This window comes from Dysosmobacter acutus (assembly GCF_018919205.1).
GTDB classification, from domain to species: Bacteria; Bacillota; Clostridia; order Oscillospirales; family Oscillospiraceae; genus Oscillibacter; species Oscillibacter acutus.
Window position 1 is genome coordinate 2,982,719 of the sequence record NZ_JAHLQN010000001.1, and the last position, 16,193, is coordinate 2,998,911.

Annotated in this window: 14 protein-coding genes and 1 pseudogene; 9 read left to right on the forward strand and 6 right to left on the reverse strand. The window is 55.4% G+C overall.

What is annotated here, in order from left to right:
* Positions 1 to 49 precede the first annotated feature (49 nt).
* The 9 genes and pseudogenes from KQI82_RS14585 to ligA form a co-directional block, all read left to right on the forward strand.
* Positions 50 to 1,111, forward strand: coding sequence for a hypothetical protein (locus tag KQI82_RS14585; protein WP_216633421.1), 1,062 nt, complete (start codon positions 50 to 52; stop codon positions 1,109 to 1,111).
* 44 nt (positions 1,112 to 1,155) lie between these two features.
* Positions 1,156 to 2,847, forward strand: a complete 1,692-nt coding sequence (locus tag KQI82_RS14590) for a YodL domain-containing protein (RefSeq protein WP_338148992.1) — start codon at positions 1,156 to 1,158, stop codon at positions 2,845 to 2,847.
* Between the two features lie 10 nt (positions 2,848 to 2,857).
* Entirely contained in the window at positions 2,858 to 3,103 is a 246-nt protein-coding gene (locus tag KQI82_RS14595) for a hypothetical protein (RefSeq protein ID WP_216633422.1), read from the forward strand.
* 80 nt (positions 3,104 to 3,183) lie between these two features.
* Positions 3,184 to 4,023 (forward strand): Cas9 inhibitor AcrIIA9 family protein, encoded by an 840-nt coding sequence (locus KQI82_RS14600; protein WP_216633423.1) that lies wholly within the window; start codon positions 3,184 to 3,186, stop codon positions 4,021 to 4,023.
* Positions 4,023 to 4,571 carry a DUF7666 domain-containing protein gene (locus KQI82_RS14605; protein ID WP_216633424.1) on the forward strand — a complete coding sequence of 183 codons (549 nt, stop codon included), beginning with the start codon at positions 4,023 to 4,025 and terminating at the stop codon, positions 4,569 to 4,571. The genes KQI82_RS14600 and KQI82_RS14605 overlap by 1 nt, the downstream gene beginning before the upstream one ends.
* Positions 4,572 to 4,591: 20 nt before the next feature.
* Positions 4,592 to 6,745, forward strand: a complete 2,154-nt coding sequence (locus KQI82_RS14610; RefSeq protein ID WP_216633425.1) for a PcfJ domain-containing protein — start codon at positions 4,592 to 4,594, stop codon at positions 6,743 to 6,745.
* A gap of 47 nt (positions 6,746 to 6,792) precedes the next feature.
* A complete protein-coding gene (locus tag KQI82_RS14615; RefSeq protein WP_216633426.1) occupies positions 6,793 to 7,149 on the forward strand; it encodes a sigma factor in 357 nt (118 codons plus the stop codon).
* A 16-nt stretch (positions 7,150 to 7,165) separates the two neighbouring features.
* Positions 7,166 to 7,360, forward strand: coding sequence for a hypothetical protein (locus tag KQI82_RS14620; RefSeq protein WP_216633427.1), 195 nt, complete (start codon positions 7,166 to 7,168; stop codon positions 7,358 to 7,360).
* 84 nt (positions 7,361 to 7,444) lie between these two features.
* Positions 7,445 to 9,385, forward strand: a pseudogene (gene ligA, locus KQI82_RS14625) (NAD-dependent DNA ligase LigA); the annotation flags it as partial.
* Positions 9,386 to 9,597: 212 nt separating this feature from the next.
* Here ligA and KQI82_RS14630 read toward each other — a convergent pair.
* From KQI82_RS14630 to KQI82_RS14655, 6 genes are all read right to left on the reverse strand, one after another.
* Complete coding sequence (locus KQI82_RS14630) at positions 9,598 to 9,780, reverse strand: helix-turn-helix domain-containing protein (RefSeq protein ID WP_178763185.1); 183 nt, start codon at positions 9,778 to 9,780, stop codon at positions 9,598 to 9,600.
* Positions 9,777 to 10,181, reverse strand: a complete 405-nt coding sequence (locus KQI82_RS14635; protein ID WP_216633428.1) for a sigma factor-like helix-turn-helix DNA-binding protein — start codon at positions 10,179 to 10,181, stop codon at positions 9,777 to 9,779. The genes KQI82_RS14630 and KQI82_RS14635 overlap by 4 nt, the downstream gene beginning before the upstream one ends.
* 507 nt (positions 10,182 to 10,688) lie before the next feature.
* Positions 10,689 to 11,792 (reverse strand): hypothetical protein, encoded by a 1,104-nt coding sequence (locus KQI82_RS14640; protein WP_216633429.1) that lies wholly within the window; start codon positions 11,790 to 11,792, stop codon positions 10,689 to 10,691.
* A 14-nt stretch (positions 11,793 to 11,806) separates the two neighbouring features.
* On the reverse strand, positions 11,807 to 13,159 hold the full coding sequence (locus KQI82_RS14645) for a TPM domain-containing protein (protein ID WP_216631905.1): 1,353 nt from the start codon (positions 13,157 to 13,159) through the stop codon (positions 11,807 to 11,809).
* 12 nt (positions 13,160 to 13,171) lie between these two features.
* Positions 13,172 to 14,311 carry an Rpo12/RPC10 RNA polymerase subunit family protein gene (locus KQI82_RS14650; protein ID WP_216631904.1) on the reverse strand — a complete coding sequence of 380 codons (1,140 nt, stop codon included), beginning with the start codon at positions 14,309 to 14,311 and terminating at the stop codon, positions 13,172 to 13,174.
* A gap of 102 nt (positions 14,312 to 14,413) precedes the next feature.
* Entirely contained in the window at positions 14,414 to 16,159 is a 1,746-nt protein-coding gene (locus KQI82_RS14655) for a hypothetical protein (protein ID WP_216633430.1), read from the reverse strand.
* Positions 16,160 to 16,193: the final 34 nt, after the last annotated feature.

The window sequence follows — 16,193 nt, forward strand, 5'->3', positions numbered from 1 at the left end:
AAAAACGCACAGTCATCTCTTATTTATTTTATGAAGGGAGTATCAAACCATGTCCAGAGAAAGAATCATGCTGACCCAGGCAATCCCCGCCGTACAGCAGCTTCGCAGGGTGCAGGGCTTTGACCCGCTGCGCTTTCTGAAAAGAAATGCCAGTGGCGGAATCGAACTGGAGCCGCGCTATCAGCGGCTCTGGTTCCGATTGGCCTGCCCCGATGGAAAAATGCTGCTGAACCGGCTGCGGATCACAGACCAAATCGCCGTTTATGAGGCGCAGGTATTTCTGTCCAGAGAGGATAACCAGCCAATCGCCAATTTCACCGCGGCGGTGGAAAAGGCGCAGGCTCCCGCCGGACGCTATGTGCAGGCCGCGCAGGACGCGGCGCTGAAAACGGCACTGGACAATGCGGGCTTCGGCATCCAGCTTTGTGAGATCAACCCCTCTGCGGCGGTAGATGCACAGGTCGATGGAAAACAGGAAGTCGCAACGGGCGCTGTAAATCGTCAGGAGACTGCTCCGGCGGCAAATAGAGCCGCAGCGCCGCAGCGAGAAGATGCTATCGGCGAAAGTCATCCGGTACAGGCAGTGCCTACACCGCAGAAGGTTCAACCGCAGGAGGCGGCAAAGACGCCCAGCGTAAAGCCGCAGGTGGTTCCCCCCACCCAGCAGACGGAAAGCGTTTCAGACGCCATGAGTCTGCTGCAGGCGTTAAGCGGCGGAACTGCGGCTTCTGAGCCTGATCCGGTTATGCCCCAAAAGGCGCAGGAGGTTCCTTCGGAAACAGCGGAGCCTGCTGTCATGGAGCGGGCTGAAACAGCGCGGACGTTGAAGCCTGTCGTGGTCGATATGCCGGCAGCGGCATCGACAGCGGCTGCACCGAAATATTCGGACGATATGACGGTGGACGAGATCCTTTCGCTGATGACGGAAGAGGAAGCTGCGGAGCTGGTCGTGACTACCGGCGTCAATAAGGGCTGGACGATGGCACAGGTTTCTGAGCAGCGTCCCTCCAGTCTGAAATATTACGCCTATCTCTGTGAGGACTGCGGCAATATTGTGAAAGCCGCCGCCATGCTTCTGATGGGCGGTTCGCAGCAGTTAAAGGCAAGCTGACCGCTTTCCTTCCGTAAATTTCGCGTCTTGGGAGGGATGCTGGTTTGCATTACGGGAAAAAGCATGATCTCCCCTTTGGTATTATGGATGTGGCCGGGCTCCTCCGCCTGAATATCAGGCGGAGGGCTCCCGGTCAGGTGTACGTGGATTGCCCCATCTGCGGTGACCGCCGGGGGAAAATGAATCTGAACACGGGAAAAGACCTGTGGCGCTGTAACTACTGCGGTGAAGGCGGCGGAATGCTGTCCCTTTACGCAAAGGTGTATGGCGTCAGCAATTCTGACGCTTATCGGGAGATCTGCGACGCTTTGGCGGTAAACGGTTTTTCACCGGACTATACCGTTCCAGAGAAGACGACGCCTGCGGAGGCCGAGCAGTCTGACGCGGCCTCTGTTCAGGAAGTGCATCAGACTCTCTCCATGCTGTTGTCCATGCTGACCCTCATTCCGGCGCACCGCACACACCTTCAGTCTGTGCGGGGGCTGTCCGACGATGAGATTACGCGCTTTGGCTTCAAGAGCACGCCGCCCCCTTTCCTGTGCCGCTCCCTGACCAATCGGTTGGTCAAGGCGGGCTGCAGGGTGCAGGGTGTTCCCGGCTTCTATGTGGATGATAACGGCTGCTGGACGGTCAAATTCCACCAGCGGACATCAGGCATCATCATTCCCATCTTCGGTGTAGACGGTCTGATCCACGGCGCACAGATCCGATTGGATCATCCGCTCAAGGATAAAGACGATCCACCGGAGAAAACGGGCGTGAAATACCTGACGCTGTCCTCCACGGGAAAGCGCATGGGAACGACCTCGGGGAGCCCCATTCATTTTGTGGGCGACCCCTGCTCCCGCGTTGTATATGTGACGGAAGGCTGCCTCAAGGCGGATGTCGCTCACGCGCTGATGCACAGGACTTTTGTTGCCACACTGGGCGTTAACAATACCGCCAAGCTGGATGGACTGTTTGCGTTCCTGCACCGAAACGGAACGGAGGAGATCATCGAGGCGGAGGACATGGATAAATACAGCAATGAAATGGTGGAGAAAGGCGCATCGAAGATTTATGCGCTGGCGGCCAGGCACGGGATGCGCTGCCGCAGGCTCACGTGGAATCCTAATTACAAGGGCATTGATGACTGGCAGCTTGCGCTGCGCCGCAAAGAACAGAAAATGAAGGAGGATCCAGGAATGACATTTAAGGAGCAATATCTTAATGGCCTATGCGGGCTGGAAATGCTGGAAACCTGTACGGAAAAATGGCATGCGATGAAGGTGGACAGTATTTCCTTACGGGACTATCTGGGGCTGACAGAGCAGGAATACGATGCGTACTTACAGACTACCCCCGGCGTTTCTTTTCAGGAGCTGCTGGACAGTCAGCGCAAAACGCAGCGCTTTCGTGTTTATCAGTTGGATCTGGAGCATGGCGAGACGCGCGCATTCGCCTTTGGCGGCATTGACGCGCTGCACAAGGCTGGCTTTCAGCAGCCGCCGGCGGCGGAATACACACTCGTTTACGACGGTGAACTGATCTGCCCCGTCGGGCAAGATGAACGTGATATTCTGGAGCGCATTTTTGCACGCTATAATCAGGCGCTTCCCCCGGACTATCACGGCCGCAGCATCGCGCCCTCTGATGTGCTGGAATTGTATGATGAAAGCGAGCGCAGATATTTTTACTGTGATATGGCCGGATTTGTGCAGGTGAAATTTTCACCCGCGCTGGCAAAGAAGGCATGAGTATGCTGCGATGGAGAAACAAAGAAAGGAATCTCTTGAAGCGGTATTACAGCTTTGCGGGAATTTAGGCGCAGAGATACGGTATCATCCGGAACACCGTTATTTCACAGCTATGGTCTGGACTGGCTGGGATACGCCCTGCGGAATGGGTGAGGCCCTTGCCATTCAACAGGAAATTCAAAGAACGGCTGCTCAGTATCCGACTGTTGTGTGCTACTGCTTCGACCCATTCAGCACACTGGTCTACACGGTCTGAGCCAAGTATGTAAAAAGGACGCCTTGTGCCATTGGCACAGGAGCGTCCTTTTCAAAATTTTATTTAGGAGGAATGTACGAATGGGCGCTTTTTCAAATGTGGATTACGAGCTTCAAAATAATGAGGCTGCCGTTTCCAACGCCTTTATGGAAGATGATGATATGGATATGCCGCAGACGGTCCCCGCGGAGCCAGCAACAGGCAGTTTCCCGCCGGACACAGAACTGGCTCCGGCCACAGCGGTCAGCGAACCGTCGGCCGTCTCCGACACCCAAAGTGAGGACGAGGCCCGCCGTGCGCACGAAGCGGCTGAAGCCAAGCGCAAGGCAGAATGGGACGCCAGGCAGGCAGAAAAGCAGCGGGCGGAACAGGCTGCATTGGAAAAGTTGGATGCCATGAGCCCGGCTGAACTGCTCAAGGCTGCCGCAAAGCGCGTGTCCGCAGATACGGAAAAGCTGACACGGCGCAACATGAAAGAAAGCGTTTCCGAGTTTATCCAGACCAAGTGCATTGATGACCTCGATTTTGCACGGCTTACCATGCACCCACGCAAAAGCATGATCCACTGTTTCCAATACATCAGCCGGAAGGCATGGGATTATGTGCAGGACGAGCTGAAGGCAAACGGCGTTCAGCCGGGCCCCGGTCAGCAGGCATACGGCTGCGATATTCCCGACGATCTCTGCTATCAGTGGGCGGAGGACTATTTCCGTGACCCCGATGCCAAGGAGGATCAGGGGGATGAAGAGAAGTTTGTCCCGCAGCCCTATCGTGGGAAAACATCTTCCAAGTCCGTTTCCAAGAAGAAAAAGGAAGAAAAGAAGAACAAGCCGGAGAAGAAGGAACCGCCGAAAAAAGCGGAAGCCGACGATGGGCAGATCTCGCTGGGAGACCTCTCCTCTTTTGGGGAGGCAGCCTGATGTACGCTTATAAAGGCTTTGAGCCGGATCTCTCCTGCCGTGGCTATCGGTTCGTCATGGGAAAGAATGTCACCCCGGAGGCAAACTGCGCCAGCAACGGTTTTCACTGTGCGGAGAATCCGCTGGATTGTCTCACCTATTACAGCGATATGGATCGCTCCATTTACTGCTTGGTGCAGCCCGGCGGGGATATTGACGAGGACGATCGTGACTCCAAAATTGCCTGCACAGAGCTGACGATCCTGCGGCAGCTGACGAGGAAAGAATTCTTTCTTCATGCACTTGCCTACATGGTGGATCACCCATGCCGCAAGGTAAGCGGCAAGGTACAGCGTGAGCACAGCACCAGCCGCAACGGCTATGCCATCGTTCGAGGCAAGGAACCCGCTGCGTGTGGAAAGCTGGGCGATATTCTCGCATTTGCCAGAGAGCGGCGTGAAACCGAAGTAATCTGTCAGATTGCTGTTGCCGAAGTAGATGGAGAAAAAATCCAGCCCGGAGTATGGTATGACATTGATTTTGTGAAAAGAGAGGCGGTGCAGAAATGAAAAAAAGCAGTTTGCTGAAAATGAAGAATTTGCCTGCGACTGAAGAAATGCTTGCGGTGGCCCGCGAGGATGTCCCGGTCAAGGTCGGTTCGGGCTGGAACACTTCCTATCGATGCCGATACAGCGGTTTTGCACGAAGCGCGGTAGAGGGCGGCATTTTGAAGGTCACCCTGTATGACCCGGATGCAATGCGCCTTGGTGGGACGCTGCCGGTCTATGAGATTTTCATGGAGAAAGAAAAGCAGCAGTTTCTCACCTATGACCGTGCCCATGACAAATGGAGGACGGCAAAGATCGACTACTTGGAATGGCAGGCGAAGGGATCCAATAACGTATGGATCAGCGCCGTGGATGATGCGCAGATCCGGCAATATCTGGTGTCGGATGAAAAAAACGTATATCGGGCTATTCTGAAATTTCAGCGCGCCGTTCGTGATGCTGAACTGGAACGTCGGCATAGAAAGGAAACCGATCCGTGGGACGCGGAGCTCTCTCAGACGCCGCCGCTGCCGAAAGACTGGGAACGGTGGGTCAATAAGGTGGGTATTCAGGAAAACTACATCTTCTATGATTACCGCAAGGGCGGGGCAAGGTACGGCTACTGCACCTATTGTGAAAAGGAAGTCGCACTGAAACAGCGGCCCTATCATAACGCGGTGGGAAAGTGCCCGAGATGCCGTCATAAGATCACGTTCAAGGCGAAAGGGAAAATAACGGACTATCTGCACTCCCCAACAGAATGCGCATACCTGGCGCAGAAGTGCGGAGACGGGTTTGTGATTCGCCAATTTCAGGTGAGCAGGCAGTACCGGAAAGAAGAGAACACCATCACATCGAAAACCTCCAGCTTTGAGAAGCAGCGTATTTTCTACCGTGCGGATCTGTCTTCACATTCGTATTACTGGGGCTGGTACAAACAGCGCCGCACCCGATGGGTGGAGGGCATCGATGAGTTCGTCTACACGGGTATGGGCTATTCCTACAACGAGTATTGTTATCAGCCGGGGAGCATCTATGGAAAAACGTTTTCCAGCATTGCCCCACTTCTTGCAAGAACCGGATTGAGGGAGTATGTAAGACTTTGCCGGGGCTGTGTAAGCCCCAACTGGTACCTGTTTGCGTGGGGGTGGTTTCCACGCGTTGAGCAGATCTGCAAAGCCAATCTTCCGCGGCTGACCACGGAGTGCTTGGAAGATTTCGGAGCCGTAAAAAGCTGTATTCGGCAGGAGTCCGAAACCAGTCTTGTCAAGGCATTGGCGCTTGATACGAACCGGCTTTCGCGGCTCCGGACACTCAACGGCGGCACCATTATGCTCGACTGGCTGCAGCGTGAGAAATGCAGCGGCAGAATCATCCCGGATCATGTGCTGCGCTGGCTGGAGCAGGAGAAGATCCATGTTTCCGATATCGACTTCATTTTGAATCGAATGTCGGAGCAGCAGGTCTGCAACTACCTTCAGCGTCAGAAAAGCGGCACGCGGGATACCCTGCGGCAGATTATTTCCACGTGGCGGGATTACCTTTCCATGGCGGACAAGCTGGGAATCAACACCAACGATGAGATCGTATACCGTGTCAAGCTGCTGCGCCAGCGTCACGATGAACTGGTGGAACAGCTGCGGAAAAGAGAACGGGACATGGAAGCTGCCGCAACAGCAAGAAAGTATCGGAAAATTGCAGGCATCTGCCGCTTGATCAAACCGAAATACGAATACACCGGCGAGGTGTATTCCATCGTTGTTCCGTCAGGTGTACGCGATATTATGCGCGAGGGCGATGCGCTTTCCCACTGTGTCGGCAAGTCAGACCGCTATTGGGAGCGCATCGAGCAGCAGGAGGCATATATCCTGTTCCTACGCAAGACCGCAGAGATCGACAAGCCGTACTACACCCTTGAGGTGGAGCCAAACGGCACAATACGGCAGAAACGGACCTACTTTGACCGACAGAACGATGACCTCAAGGACGCAGAGATGTTCCTGAAGGAATGGCAGAAGGTTGTCTCCGAGCGCTTGACAGAGAGCGACCGGGAAAAAGCGGAAAAGAGCAAGGTCCTTCGCCTGCAGGAATTCGAGCAGCTGCGGCAGGATGACATTCGTATCCATACCGGCGACCTTGCCGGTCAGCGGCTGGTGGATGTTCTGGTGTCGGATCTCATGGAAACCGCGGCCTAAGCCGCAATACAACATATTTGAACGAAAGAAAGGAAACTATACAGAAAATGAAAAACGGATTTACGATCACGCAGCGCAACGCTGTGGTGGAACAGCATCTTTGGTGCATTGACACGGTCGTGGCGCAGTACGCCGCGTTTATGCAGACAGAACCCGTAGACCCCGATGATGTGTACCAGTCTTTGGCGGTACGCCTGATCCGGGCAGTCAACAGCTACGATCCCCGTAAAGGGTATCTGAAGGAGTACATCCTCTCTCAGCTCAAGCGAGAGATGGTTCGTATCCGGAGTACGCAGGCTGTCTATGGACTGACGCAGGCGCCGGCCAATATCGGCAGCACCATTGTTCCGCTCACGATTGCGGCACAGCGGGAATCGTACTGGGAAACCTATATTGCTGTATAAAAGGAGTCATGTGAAAATGAAACAGTTGGGAAACCTCGCGGTTATTTGTGCCCAACGCCCGGAGCTGCTGATGCAGCTCCGGAGCGGTCTGGTCTTGGTACAGGCAAAAAACCGTGCGGCGATGGAGGCCGCATGGAACGATGATACGCGGATCGAAAAGATGATCTATGAACTGAACTTCGGAGCATTCTCCAAGGAAAGGCTGGTGTAAGGAATGGAGCAGAGCATGCAGCAGAGAATACGGGAATTGACCGACCGGCTGAACCGCTGCCGGTATGAATAGTACAATCTCAACGCACCGTCTCTGACAGACGCCGAATATGACGCGCTTTTTGATGAACTGAGTACGTTGGAAAAGCAAACCGGCTTCAGCATGACGAACTCGCCCACGCAGACGGTAGGCTGCTATCCCGCTGTCAGCGCCTTGGTGAAAACAGTGCATCCGATTCCGCTGCTGTCGTTGGATAAAACGAAGAGCAGTGCGGAGCTTCTGCGCTTTGCGGGAGAGCAGATGGTCATGCTGATGCTCAAGCTGGACGGCCTGACGGTAAAGCTGACCTATGAAAATGGCCTTTTGATGGAGGCCGCTACCCGCGGCGATGGAGATACAGGTGAGAACATTACTCATAATGTGCTGGGGATCTCCGGCATCCCGGATAAGATCCCGTACAAGGAACGGCTGGTCGTTACCGGCGAAGCATTTATCCGTCCCAGCGATTTTGAGGCGTTAAAGGATAAGCTGCGGGACGGAAATGGCGAACCGTATAAAAACGGGCGCAATCTGGCTGCCGGCTCTGTCCGACTGCTGGACTGCGGCGCCTGCAAGGATCGCCGTGTGACCTTTATGGCTTTCAATGTGCTGGAGGGCTTTGAGGAATATCCCTGGAAGTCGCAGCGGCTTCGAGCCATCGAACAGCTCGGCTTTCCCATCTGCAAGTATCTGGCGAGCAAGCAGGCGTTGACGCAGTTCGATATGGACGCCGGTATCCGGCACCTGCGGAAATACGCGCAGGAAACCGACATACCTATCGATGGCATCGTGGTCACCTACAACGATGCATCCTACGCAAAGTCCTGCGGACGGACCGGGCATCACTATAAGGACGGGTTGGCGTTCAAGTTTGAGGACGACACCTATGAAACCGTCCTACGTTCGATTGAATGGACGCCCAGCCGCACAGGGGAAATTGCTCCGGTAGCCATCTTTGACACGGTGGAGATCGACGGCTGCGCGGTATCCAGAGCGAGCCTTCACAACCTCTCTTTCATTGAGAATCTGGAGCTGGCGCCGGGGTGCCGCATCAAGGTGAGCAAGCGCAATCAGATCATTCCCCATGTGGAGGAAAATCTGGACAGAGACTGCTACGCCAGAGAGAAGGTCGTTCCTGCCAGATGCCCATGCTGTGGGCATCCTACCCGTATCCATACGACCAGAAACACTGTGAACGGGGAGGAAAAGGTCACGGCGGCGCTGTTCTGCGATAATGAGCAGTGCGAAACGCGGAAGCTGCGCAAGTTCGTCCACTTTGCAAGCCAGAAGGCGATGAATATCGTGGGATTGTCTGAAGCAATTCTGGAAAAATTCATTGGAAAGGGCTGGCTCCACTCCTATATGGACATCTTCTTTTTGGACAAACACAGGTCGGAGATCGTTCAGATGGAGGGCTTTGGGGTGAGATCCTGGCAAAATCTTTGGGACGCCATCCAGCACAGCCGCATTACCACCTTTGAGCAGTATCTGACCGCTATGGATATTCCCATGGTGGGCAGCACAGCCAGCAAAGCTATCTGCCAAAGGTTCCGCGGAAACCTTGCGGAATTTGAAACGGCCGTGTGCCAGAGCTTTGATTTTACACAGCTCCCGGACTTCGGAGAAACGCTGCACAGGAATATCCATCAATGGTTCCACAGCGAGGAAAACTGGACGATCTGGACGGAGCTGCGGAGGTTGGTTTGCATTAAGACCTATCAGCCGCCTGCGGCCAGCACCGATATGGGCAATCCCTTTGTCGGAAAGACCCTTGTGGTGACCGGCAAAGTTGAGCCATACACCCGCGATGGGATCAACGGAAAAATTGAATCTCTGGGCGCTCATGCCGGCAGCTCGGTGAGCAGCAAGACAGATTATCTGATCTGCGGCGAGAACGCCGGAAGCAAGCTGGCAAAGGCACAGGAGCTTGGAATCAAGATTCTGTCGCCAGATGAGTTCTTCCGCATGGCAGGAGAAAGTGCATAAGGATATAGCGGGAGACTGGCATACAGTCTCCCGCAACTATACAGAGAACTTGGGGTACTGCGGTGAAAAGCAAAATATAAGGCTGTGGTAAAAGAAAGAGCGTATCCAGAGAATATTTGACGGTAATTATAGTGCAAAAGCTGGGCAGCGAGTTTCCTCGCCGCCCAGCTTTTTTAGGTAATGAACTGCGGTTGCCCCCCATTTGGGGCAGCTTAGAGCTTGAACATCCTGATACAATGAATCAGCGTTGCACTAAGCTCCTGGAAGAGATCCTCGTCAAAGATGCCGTTCACGCAGGACTCCTTGAACAGCAGCGGACGATACATCAAAAATATCTCTTCCTTCGCCTGTTGGTCACCATCTTTTGCACGGAGCAATAGATCCTTGAAGTTCACTTTACATCCCTCCCTGTAGCCTCCTTGACTTTTTTGCAGACACGATGATATGCAGCCGCAACTCCCTGATACCCAAGGTCAAGCTCTAAAGCGAGTTCATGGAAGCTGCGCCCATGCAAAACACGGGAAAAGAAGATATAGCGGTCTCTCTCGCTGATGCGATTCAAAGCCTCATCAAGCGCAGCGTTTTCAATGCAGCAAAGCAAATCGGTCGGATCAGAAATGCCGGGAGACTCCTCAGTTGACAGATCATCCGGATCTGTCAGTACCTCTCTCGCCTGTCGGCGCTGTTTGGCGTGAAGATAGTCTGCCTTCCTGCGCGCGACCGCCGAGAGCAAATAGGCGGTAAATCCATTCTGGGTGATGTTGCTTTCCCCTTTTCCATCGTTTCTATAATACATTTTCGTTCCTCCGTTATCTGTTTTTGGGGAAACAGATAACGGAGGCGGGCCACGGCAGCGAGCAGGCCATCTTGTTGCTCGCGTGCAAGCAAAAGCGCACAGACGCATACACGGCGTCTGTGCGCTTTTGCTTGGTAAGCGGCAAGGATTTGGAACCAAAACATCTCATCCCCAATATGGTCCCTTGCCAGAGGTAGAAAGAAGTTTTCGGCCTCTCGTAAACACTTCCGTGCCCCTGAGCGCCTATCTTACTTTGACGTACTCAAACTGAGCGGCATTCTTTTTCTCACGGAACGCATGAGTCCTCCTTCCCGACTGGAAAGGAGGACTCTGCTTCATGTACGGTAAATCTCCCACCATGCCAGCCGTTTTTACATGGCTGAAGAGCCGGGATGTTTGGTACTACGCATTCTAAGCTATGACTGCGATACGAGCATTTTTGTTTCAGCGTCTCTCGATAGAATAGATGTGGGGCAAACTGCGAGTGTTCAGAAAAATGAAAGGGGCTTAGCCATAGCTCCGTGTCAGATCAATGGAGTCCATATCATCCGGCAGGAAGGGGACCCCTTCGCCGCTGCGCGAACGCTGGAAATGCATCTCCTCGCCGGAGGGGGAGATGAGGATCGGGAAACTGCCGCTGAGGGAGCTGCCGACGCCGGCGGAGAGATCCAGCCGCAGGCAGTCATCCTCCATGCGCCACACGCCGGAAAAGACCCGTGTCAGCTCTGTATTGTCTTCAAAGCGGTGGTAGAGCTCGGCGATCCCGGCATAGTCAGGGTCGCAGTCGCCGTAGTGCAGGCTCATCAGCCAGTCATCACAGACCCAGGTGGTGTCTGCCAGACCCATATCCGTAGGCGGCAGCCACCAGTCGTCGCCCGCCGGCTCCCAATCCTCGGGATAGTCAAGACCTGTGATAGCGCCAAAAATTCCAAAATCCATCAGCATGGGGGCGTAGTTCACACCGGTGGGCACGACGGGGCAGCCGGACTCATCGGTCAGCGGATACCATTTCACCTCCAGGCCGTTGTTGGTCACAAGGTTGACCTCCGTGTCCGGCTCATCTGGCCACTCCTCATAATTCACGAATACCAGCACAGGCTGCGCGTATTCTTCCCGATAGAGGACCTCGTCCGCCACTGGCCACACTCCGTTGCCCTGTGACTCCCAGGTCACATGATTTACAGCGAGGCTGGTGCTCTCGTCCCGGGGGACGATGCAGTAGAGCTTGCCGCTCTCTCCGCCGAGTACGCGCTCCGCCGGGATCTCCAGCAGGAACGGCAGCTCGGAAACAAGATCGCCGCTGTTTTCGAGCAGCCACTCCGTCATCGACGATCTGTCGTTTGGCTCGCGCTGACCGAGGTAGGCCACTGCGCCGGCCAACTGGTCATCCTCTGCCATACACGCCCGCAGCAGGACAAGTCCCGCCTCCGCTTTCTCTGGATCGCCCTTTGGTTCAGACACATTGCCCTTGCCGCCGGAAAGCGCCCCTGTCATGCCGCTGCCGCCTTCTGTCTCGGGCGGCTCGGTCCCTCCGCCGCAGGCAGTCAGGCTCAGCGCAAATACCAGGCAGAGAAGCGCCGGAAGGAACCTGCGCAGGAACAAATGCTTCATCGTCCGCCTCCTTCTTAAAACTTTCCGCTGCGGCCACTGCCGCCGCCTCCGCTGCAGCTGCTGGTACCAGAGCTGCTGCTGTCATCGCTGCTGGAAATCTTGCTGCGAACCTCGGTGGTGTGGGTATAGCGGTCATACTGCTTGCTCAGCTGCAAGCCGCCCGGTGCAACATACTCGTTTGCCTCGACTTTCTGATGTACGGTTTTCATGCTGCGCTTTAAGAACAGACAAATCGCGCCGGACAAGAGGCAGGAGGCTACAACGGCAATCGCAATCAGCAGTGCCGGACTTTCCCGCACGGGTTTTCCTGCGTCAGCCCGGGTCAAGTACTCGTCGCAAGTGCTCAGATAATTGGAAACGCCGCCATACCAGTCATCTTCCTTGAAGTTGCCCAGGAATGCCTTTTCCAATTTTTCCTGACCGTAGCTGTTAAAGGCGGTTTCCGCATACGTACCGTAAACAAACATGGCGTAATCCCGCTCCGCCATGCTCAGCAGAATGATAATGCCGTCCCGGTCATCGCCCACACCCAGTTGATCTCCGTGGTAGAGCTGATACGTGGTTTTGTAAACACCGCCGCCGTCGCTGTACACGGTGTAATCATCTACAAACGCAACGTAGACGCCGCAATGATGGCGCAGGGAAATTTCCTTTGCCTGTGCCTCCAGCTCCGCCCGCTGGGTATCGGTGAGCATGTGGCTGTGGTCGAACACATAGCTCATGCTCTCGCTTTTCAAGGTCCGGGGCACATTTGGCACCGCCGTGGTGGGCGTTGCCGCCGGCTCCGGGTCCGGTTCCGTCTCGCTGGGCGGGCAATTCGCGTTGATATACTCCGTCACGGCATTCATCATGGCATCGGTGGCTTGAATCAGTGCCGTTCCGCTCATGGTCACGTCTTCCCCGTTCCATGCCCGCTCCGCCATGTAAGGTGCCACCGCATCATATACGGTATCCGCCAAATCCTGCGCGCTGCCCCGGGTCTGGCTCAAAAAGGTATAAATGCTCCAATCGTCTTCTGCCAGTGCATAGGTTCCGTCCGGCTGCGCCCGCATCAGCAGCGTCAGGGAAACGCCGTCCCGGTTCTCGCCCCAACCATAGCCGCTGTTTTCATAGACGTATTCCGCAATGTCCATGACGTCGGTATCTGCGGATACGTCCTCATCGGTAAATACGTCAATCCGCAGGTCCATCTGCAATTTTTCCGAAAGCTCCGGCAGGGCATGCTCGCCCATGTAATCCAGCTCCACGGAGCCAAGGGAATCGGTCTCGTCATAAATCACACCGTATTCCGACACCGCCATGGCAGGAACACACAGTGTCAGCGCCAACAGGAGCGCCATCAGCAAAGCTGTGAATTTCTTGTTCATGTCCGCCCCTCCTTATCGCAGCATCAGCACTGAGACAATCGTTCCCAAAATCGACAGCGGTGCGGCAATGGCGGCAAACAGCCCCCAAAACCGTCCCCAACTCATGGGAAGGTCGCCCACCAGTTTTCCGGTCTGTCCGTTCATGGCAAAGGTAAAGTCCTTGCCGTGCCACTTCGTGTTCAGCATCCACACCGGCATCAAGGCATAATGCACCTTGCCGCGCTGTAGACTGGAGCTGCCGCCGGTTTGAATGCAGGTATCATAACCTCTCACGCTGCTCCGCAGCGCTGCGTCCAAGGTTCCCTGACAGCGCTGATCCGCCCGCTCCCGGCTCTGCTCCACGGTGACGTCGAATTTATCCGCCAAATACCCGGGAAGATAGGCCGTGGAGAAGGGTTTCAGCTTTTTGTAGTCATAGGGTTCGATAGAATCCATGTGGTCATCCGGCATTTTACTGGACGCATCCACCGGAACCTTTTCAAAAGTCACTCTGCCGGCGCGGTAAACGTCAAAATGTCTTGTCTCCGTGATTTCATAATCCCCGGAGGTGTAGGTGCGGGAGCGGGTTGCCTGATAATGGGCATCGCCCTCCGCCTCGCCGTCAAACATCCAGAACGGAACATAAATGCCCTGAATTTTCTGAATATGGTTTTCGTTGGTGAAACTCTTGGGCAGGAAAATTTTTCCCGCGCAGTGCTCTTTCAGCGCCTTGACGGCGTCCTCTTTGCTGTACTTGAAGGGGATAATGAAATCCGGTTTCAGCTGACCGGCAAACTGCCCCGGCACCACCGTGGGGTTGCCGCAATAGGGGCAGGATGTTGCCGCCGTGCTCTCATCGCAGATGAGCTCCGCGCCGCAGCTGGGGCAGCTGTACGCTTTCATGTGCGCGCCCTCCTCGCCCCAGTCGTCACTGAAGCCGGAGGTATCCCAATCGCCGCCGTCGGCGGACGCTTTCTTCTGCTCCGCGGCCTTTTCTTCAGCCGCCTGCTGCGCCGCCGCGGCCTTCTCTTCTTTCTCCGCGTAGAGCGCCTCGATCTCCGCAACGTCGTAACTCGCACCGCAGTATTCGCACTCCAGCTTACCGGAAGCGCCTACGAAGTGCAGCGGACCGGTGCAGCCGGGGCATTGATAGTTGGTTACCTGTGTTGGCATAGATGGTTCCACCTCTTTCTTTTTCTCACAAGAAAGCGCCCGCCCGCGCTGCGGGCGGGCGCCGTTTGATACGCTGTGGTCAGGCAAAATATACCGATGACCTTACTTGATCGTCATGCCGCTGAGGATAACGTCGGGCATCGTACCCGGAACGCAGTCAATATCTGTCAGTCCGATGGACAGCGCACGCCCATCGTCGATCTGCGCGACGTACTCGATCCAGTCGTAGCCGATGCGCTTGTAGGTGCGGCCCTTGAAGGTGATACCGCCGATCACGCGATCATCGATATCCTGATAGTTTTCAAAGCTGTCCTTGTAGTAGTCGAAGTCCTCCACATTGGCTCTTACCTCGAATCTGATGGCACCCGCGCCGAAGGCTGTGGGATCGTCGTTTTCCACAAGGCACTTCTTTCCCTCGTCATACGACCAGCCGGACTCAGGGATCTTCGTCGTGATCTTGACCGCGACATCATCGTGCGCGAACTGCGTGACGGTTACGGAGAAGTCCTTCATCTTGGTGTTTGCGGTGGCGGCCTTATTCACCTCAGCCGCCTCAGCCTTCACGGTGTCAAGATACTTTTCAATCGCCTCCTTGCCGGAGAAGCCGCTGGTGTTGAAGGCGCTGACCTTATAAACGCCCGGTTCCTCCTCGGCGAAGTTGACGTAGACGTAGTGGCTGGGATCGTCCTTCGAGACCCACTTGTAGTAGCGTTGGTTCCTCTTCATGTGGTCGCTGTACTCTTCCTTGACGAACTCACCCTCCACGCCGAAGTAATCGACGAGGTCTTCGTAGGTGCTGTCAAAAATATTGTTATTGACCTCGTTCATCCACACGTAGCCCTTCTGCACCGCTTCCTCGCTCACAAGGCCGGTACCGCTGGGCGCATTTGAATTGCCGCTCGGCGCTGTGGACTTCGTATCGCCGCTGCTTGCCGGGGCGTCCGCGCCGATGGCGTCCGGCATGGACTTGCCCGCCTTGATGAGGGGCAGATACCAGTCGTCGTAGGACTTGGGGCGAGAATCCTCATCCGCGTCGTCCCAGTAGGTTCCCCACGGGCGCAGATAGATTTCGTAGTAGAACTCATCGTCGCCGTTTTCGTAGTAGCCGTCGATGCAGATGAGATCATCCCGATCCGCCAGGCCGGGGTCAACGATCCAGTCCGCGTGCTCGATAGCGATATCCGTGAACTGGCCGTCCTCAGAGGTCATCGTGCCGTGCTCGCCGGTACCGGCGCTGCTCAGGGTGACATTCACCTTCGCCATGAGGCTGTCTCTTGAGTAGTCCTCATCCCAGAGGCGGACGACGCCGGTCTTATCTGCGCCGATGTCAATATTGCCGCAGATATCCCACCAGTCGCCCTCCATGTCCTCGTAATAGCCCGAGCAGCCGGTCATCTTCCACCAGCCGTACCAGTCGCCGTTCCACCAGTCCAGCAGCGTATCACCGGTCTTTTCCGGCGAGGAGTCGGCATCTTCCTTCTCGTAGAGGGTGTAAACCTCGTTGCCCCAGAGATCGTCGAGCATGATGCAGCCGTCCTGTAAAAGGCCATTGCTTTCCAAACCGTCGCGCTTGAGCGTCAAAGCGCCGTCGCTTTCGAGCGACCACTTGATGTCGGTCGCCTCGCCGCCCAGACAGAACACGCCCTTGCCGCCGCTCTTGAGCTCGATATAGGACTCGCCGTCATAGAGGTCGGCTAAGGAATACCAACTGTCGCCGTCGCTGGAGAACTCTGTGCCGATGTATTTGCCGAGGTTGGGGTCGGCGGATTTCCCGCCATCCTTACCGCCGCAGGCGGTAAGGGAGAGCACCAGCACCAATGCCAGTGCAAGAGAAACGATTTTTTTCATAGTGAACTCCTTATCATCGATCCTGTGGTTCCGC

Bases quoted from the DNA above. Each gene is read 5' to 3' on its own strand.
- KQI82_RS14585 (WP_216633421.1), top strand. From the start codon at position 50: ATGTCCAGAGAAAGAATCATGCTGACCCAGGCAATCCCCGCCGTACAG.
- KQI82_RS14595 (WP_216633422.1), top strand. From the start codon at position 2,858: ATGGAGAAACAAAGAAAGGAATCTCTTGAAGCGGTATTACAGCTTTGC.
- KQI82_RS14600 (WP_216633423.1), top strand. From the start codon at position 3,184: ATGGGCGCTTTTTCAAATGTGGATTACGAGCTTCAAAATAATGAGGCT.
- KQI82_RS14605 (WP_216633424.1), top strand. From the start codon at position 4,023: ATGTACGCTTATAAAGGCTTTGAGCCGGATCTCTCCTGCCGTGGCTAT.
- KQI82_RS14610 (WP_216633425.1), top strand. From the start codon at position 4,592: ATGAAGAATTTGCCTGCGACTGAAGAAATGCTTGCGGTGGCCCGCGAG.
- KQI82_RS14615 (WP_216633426.1), top strand. From the start codon at position 6,793: ATGAAAAACGGATTTACGATCACGCAGCGCAACGCTGTGGTGGAACAG.
- KQI82_RS14620 (WP_216633427.1), top strand. From the start codon at position 7,166: ATGAAACAGTTGGGAAACCTCGCGGTTATTTGTGCCCAACGCCCGGAG.
- KQI82_RS14635 (WP_216633428.1), bottom strand. From the start codon at position 10,181: ATGTATTATAGAAACGATGGAAAAGGGGAAAGCAACATCACCCAGAAT.
- KQI82_RS14640 (WP_216633429.1), bottom strand. From the start codon at position 11,792: ATGAAGCATTTGTTCCTGCGCAGGTTCCTTCCGGCGCTTCTCTGCCTG.
- KQI82_RS14645 (WP_216631905.1), bottom strand. From the start codon at position 13,159: ATGAACAAGAAATTCACAGCTTTGCTGATGGCGCTCCTGTTGGCGCTG.
- KQI82_RS14650 (WP_216631904.1), bottom strand. From the start codon at position 14,311: ATGCCAACACAGGTAACCAACTATCAATGCCCCGGCTGCACCGGTCCG.
- KQI82_RS14655 (WP_216633430.1), bottom strand. From the start codon at position 16,159: ATGAAAAAAATCGTTTCTCTTGCACTGGCATTGGTGCTGGTGCTCTCC.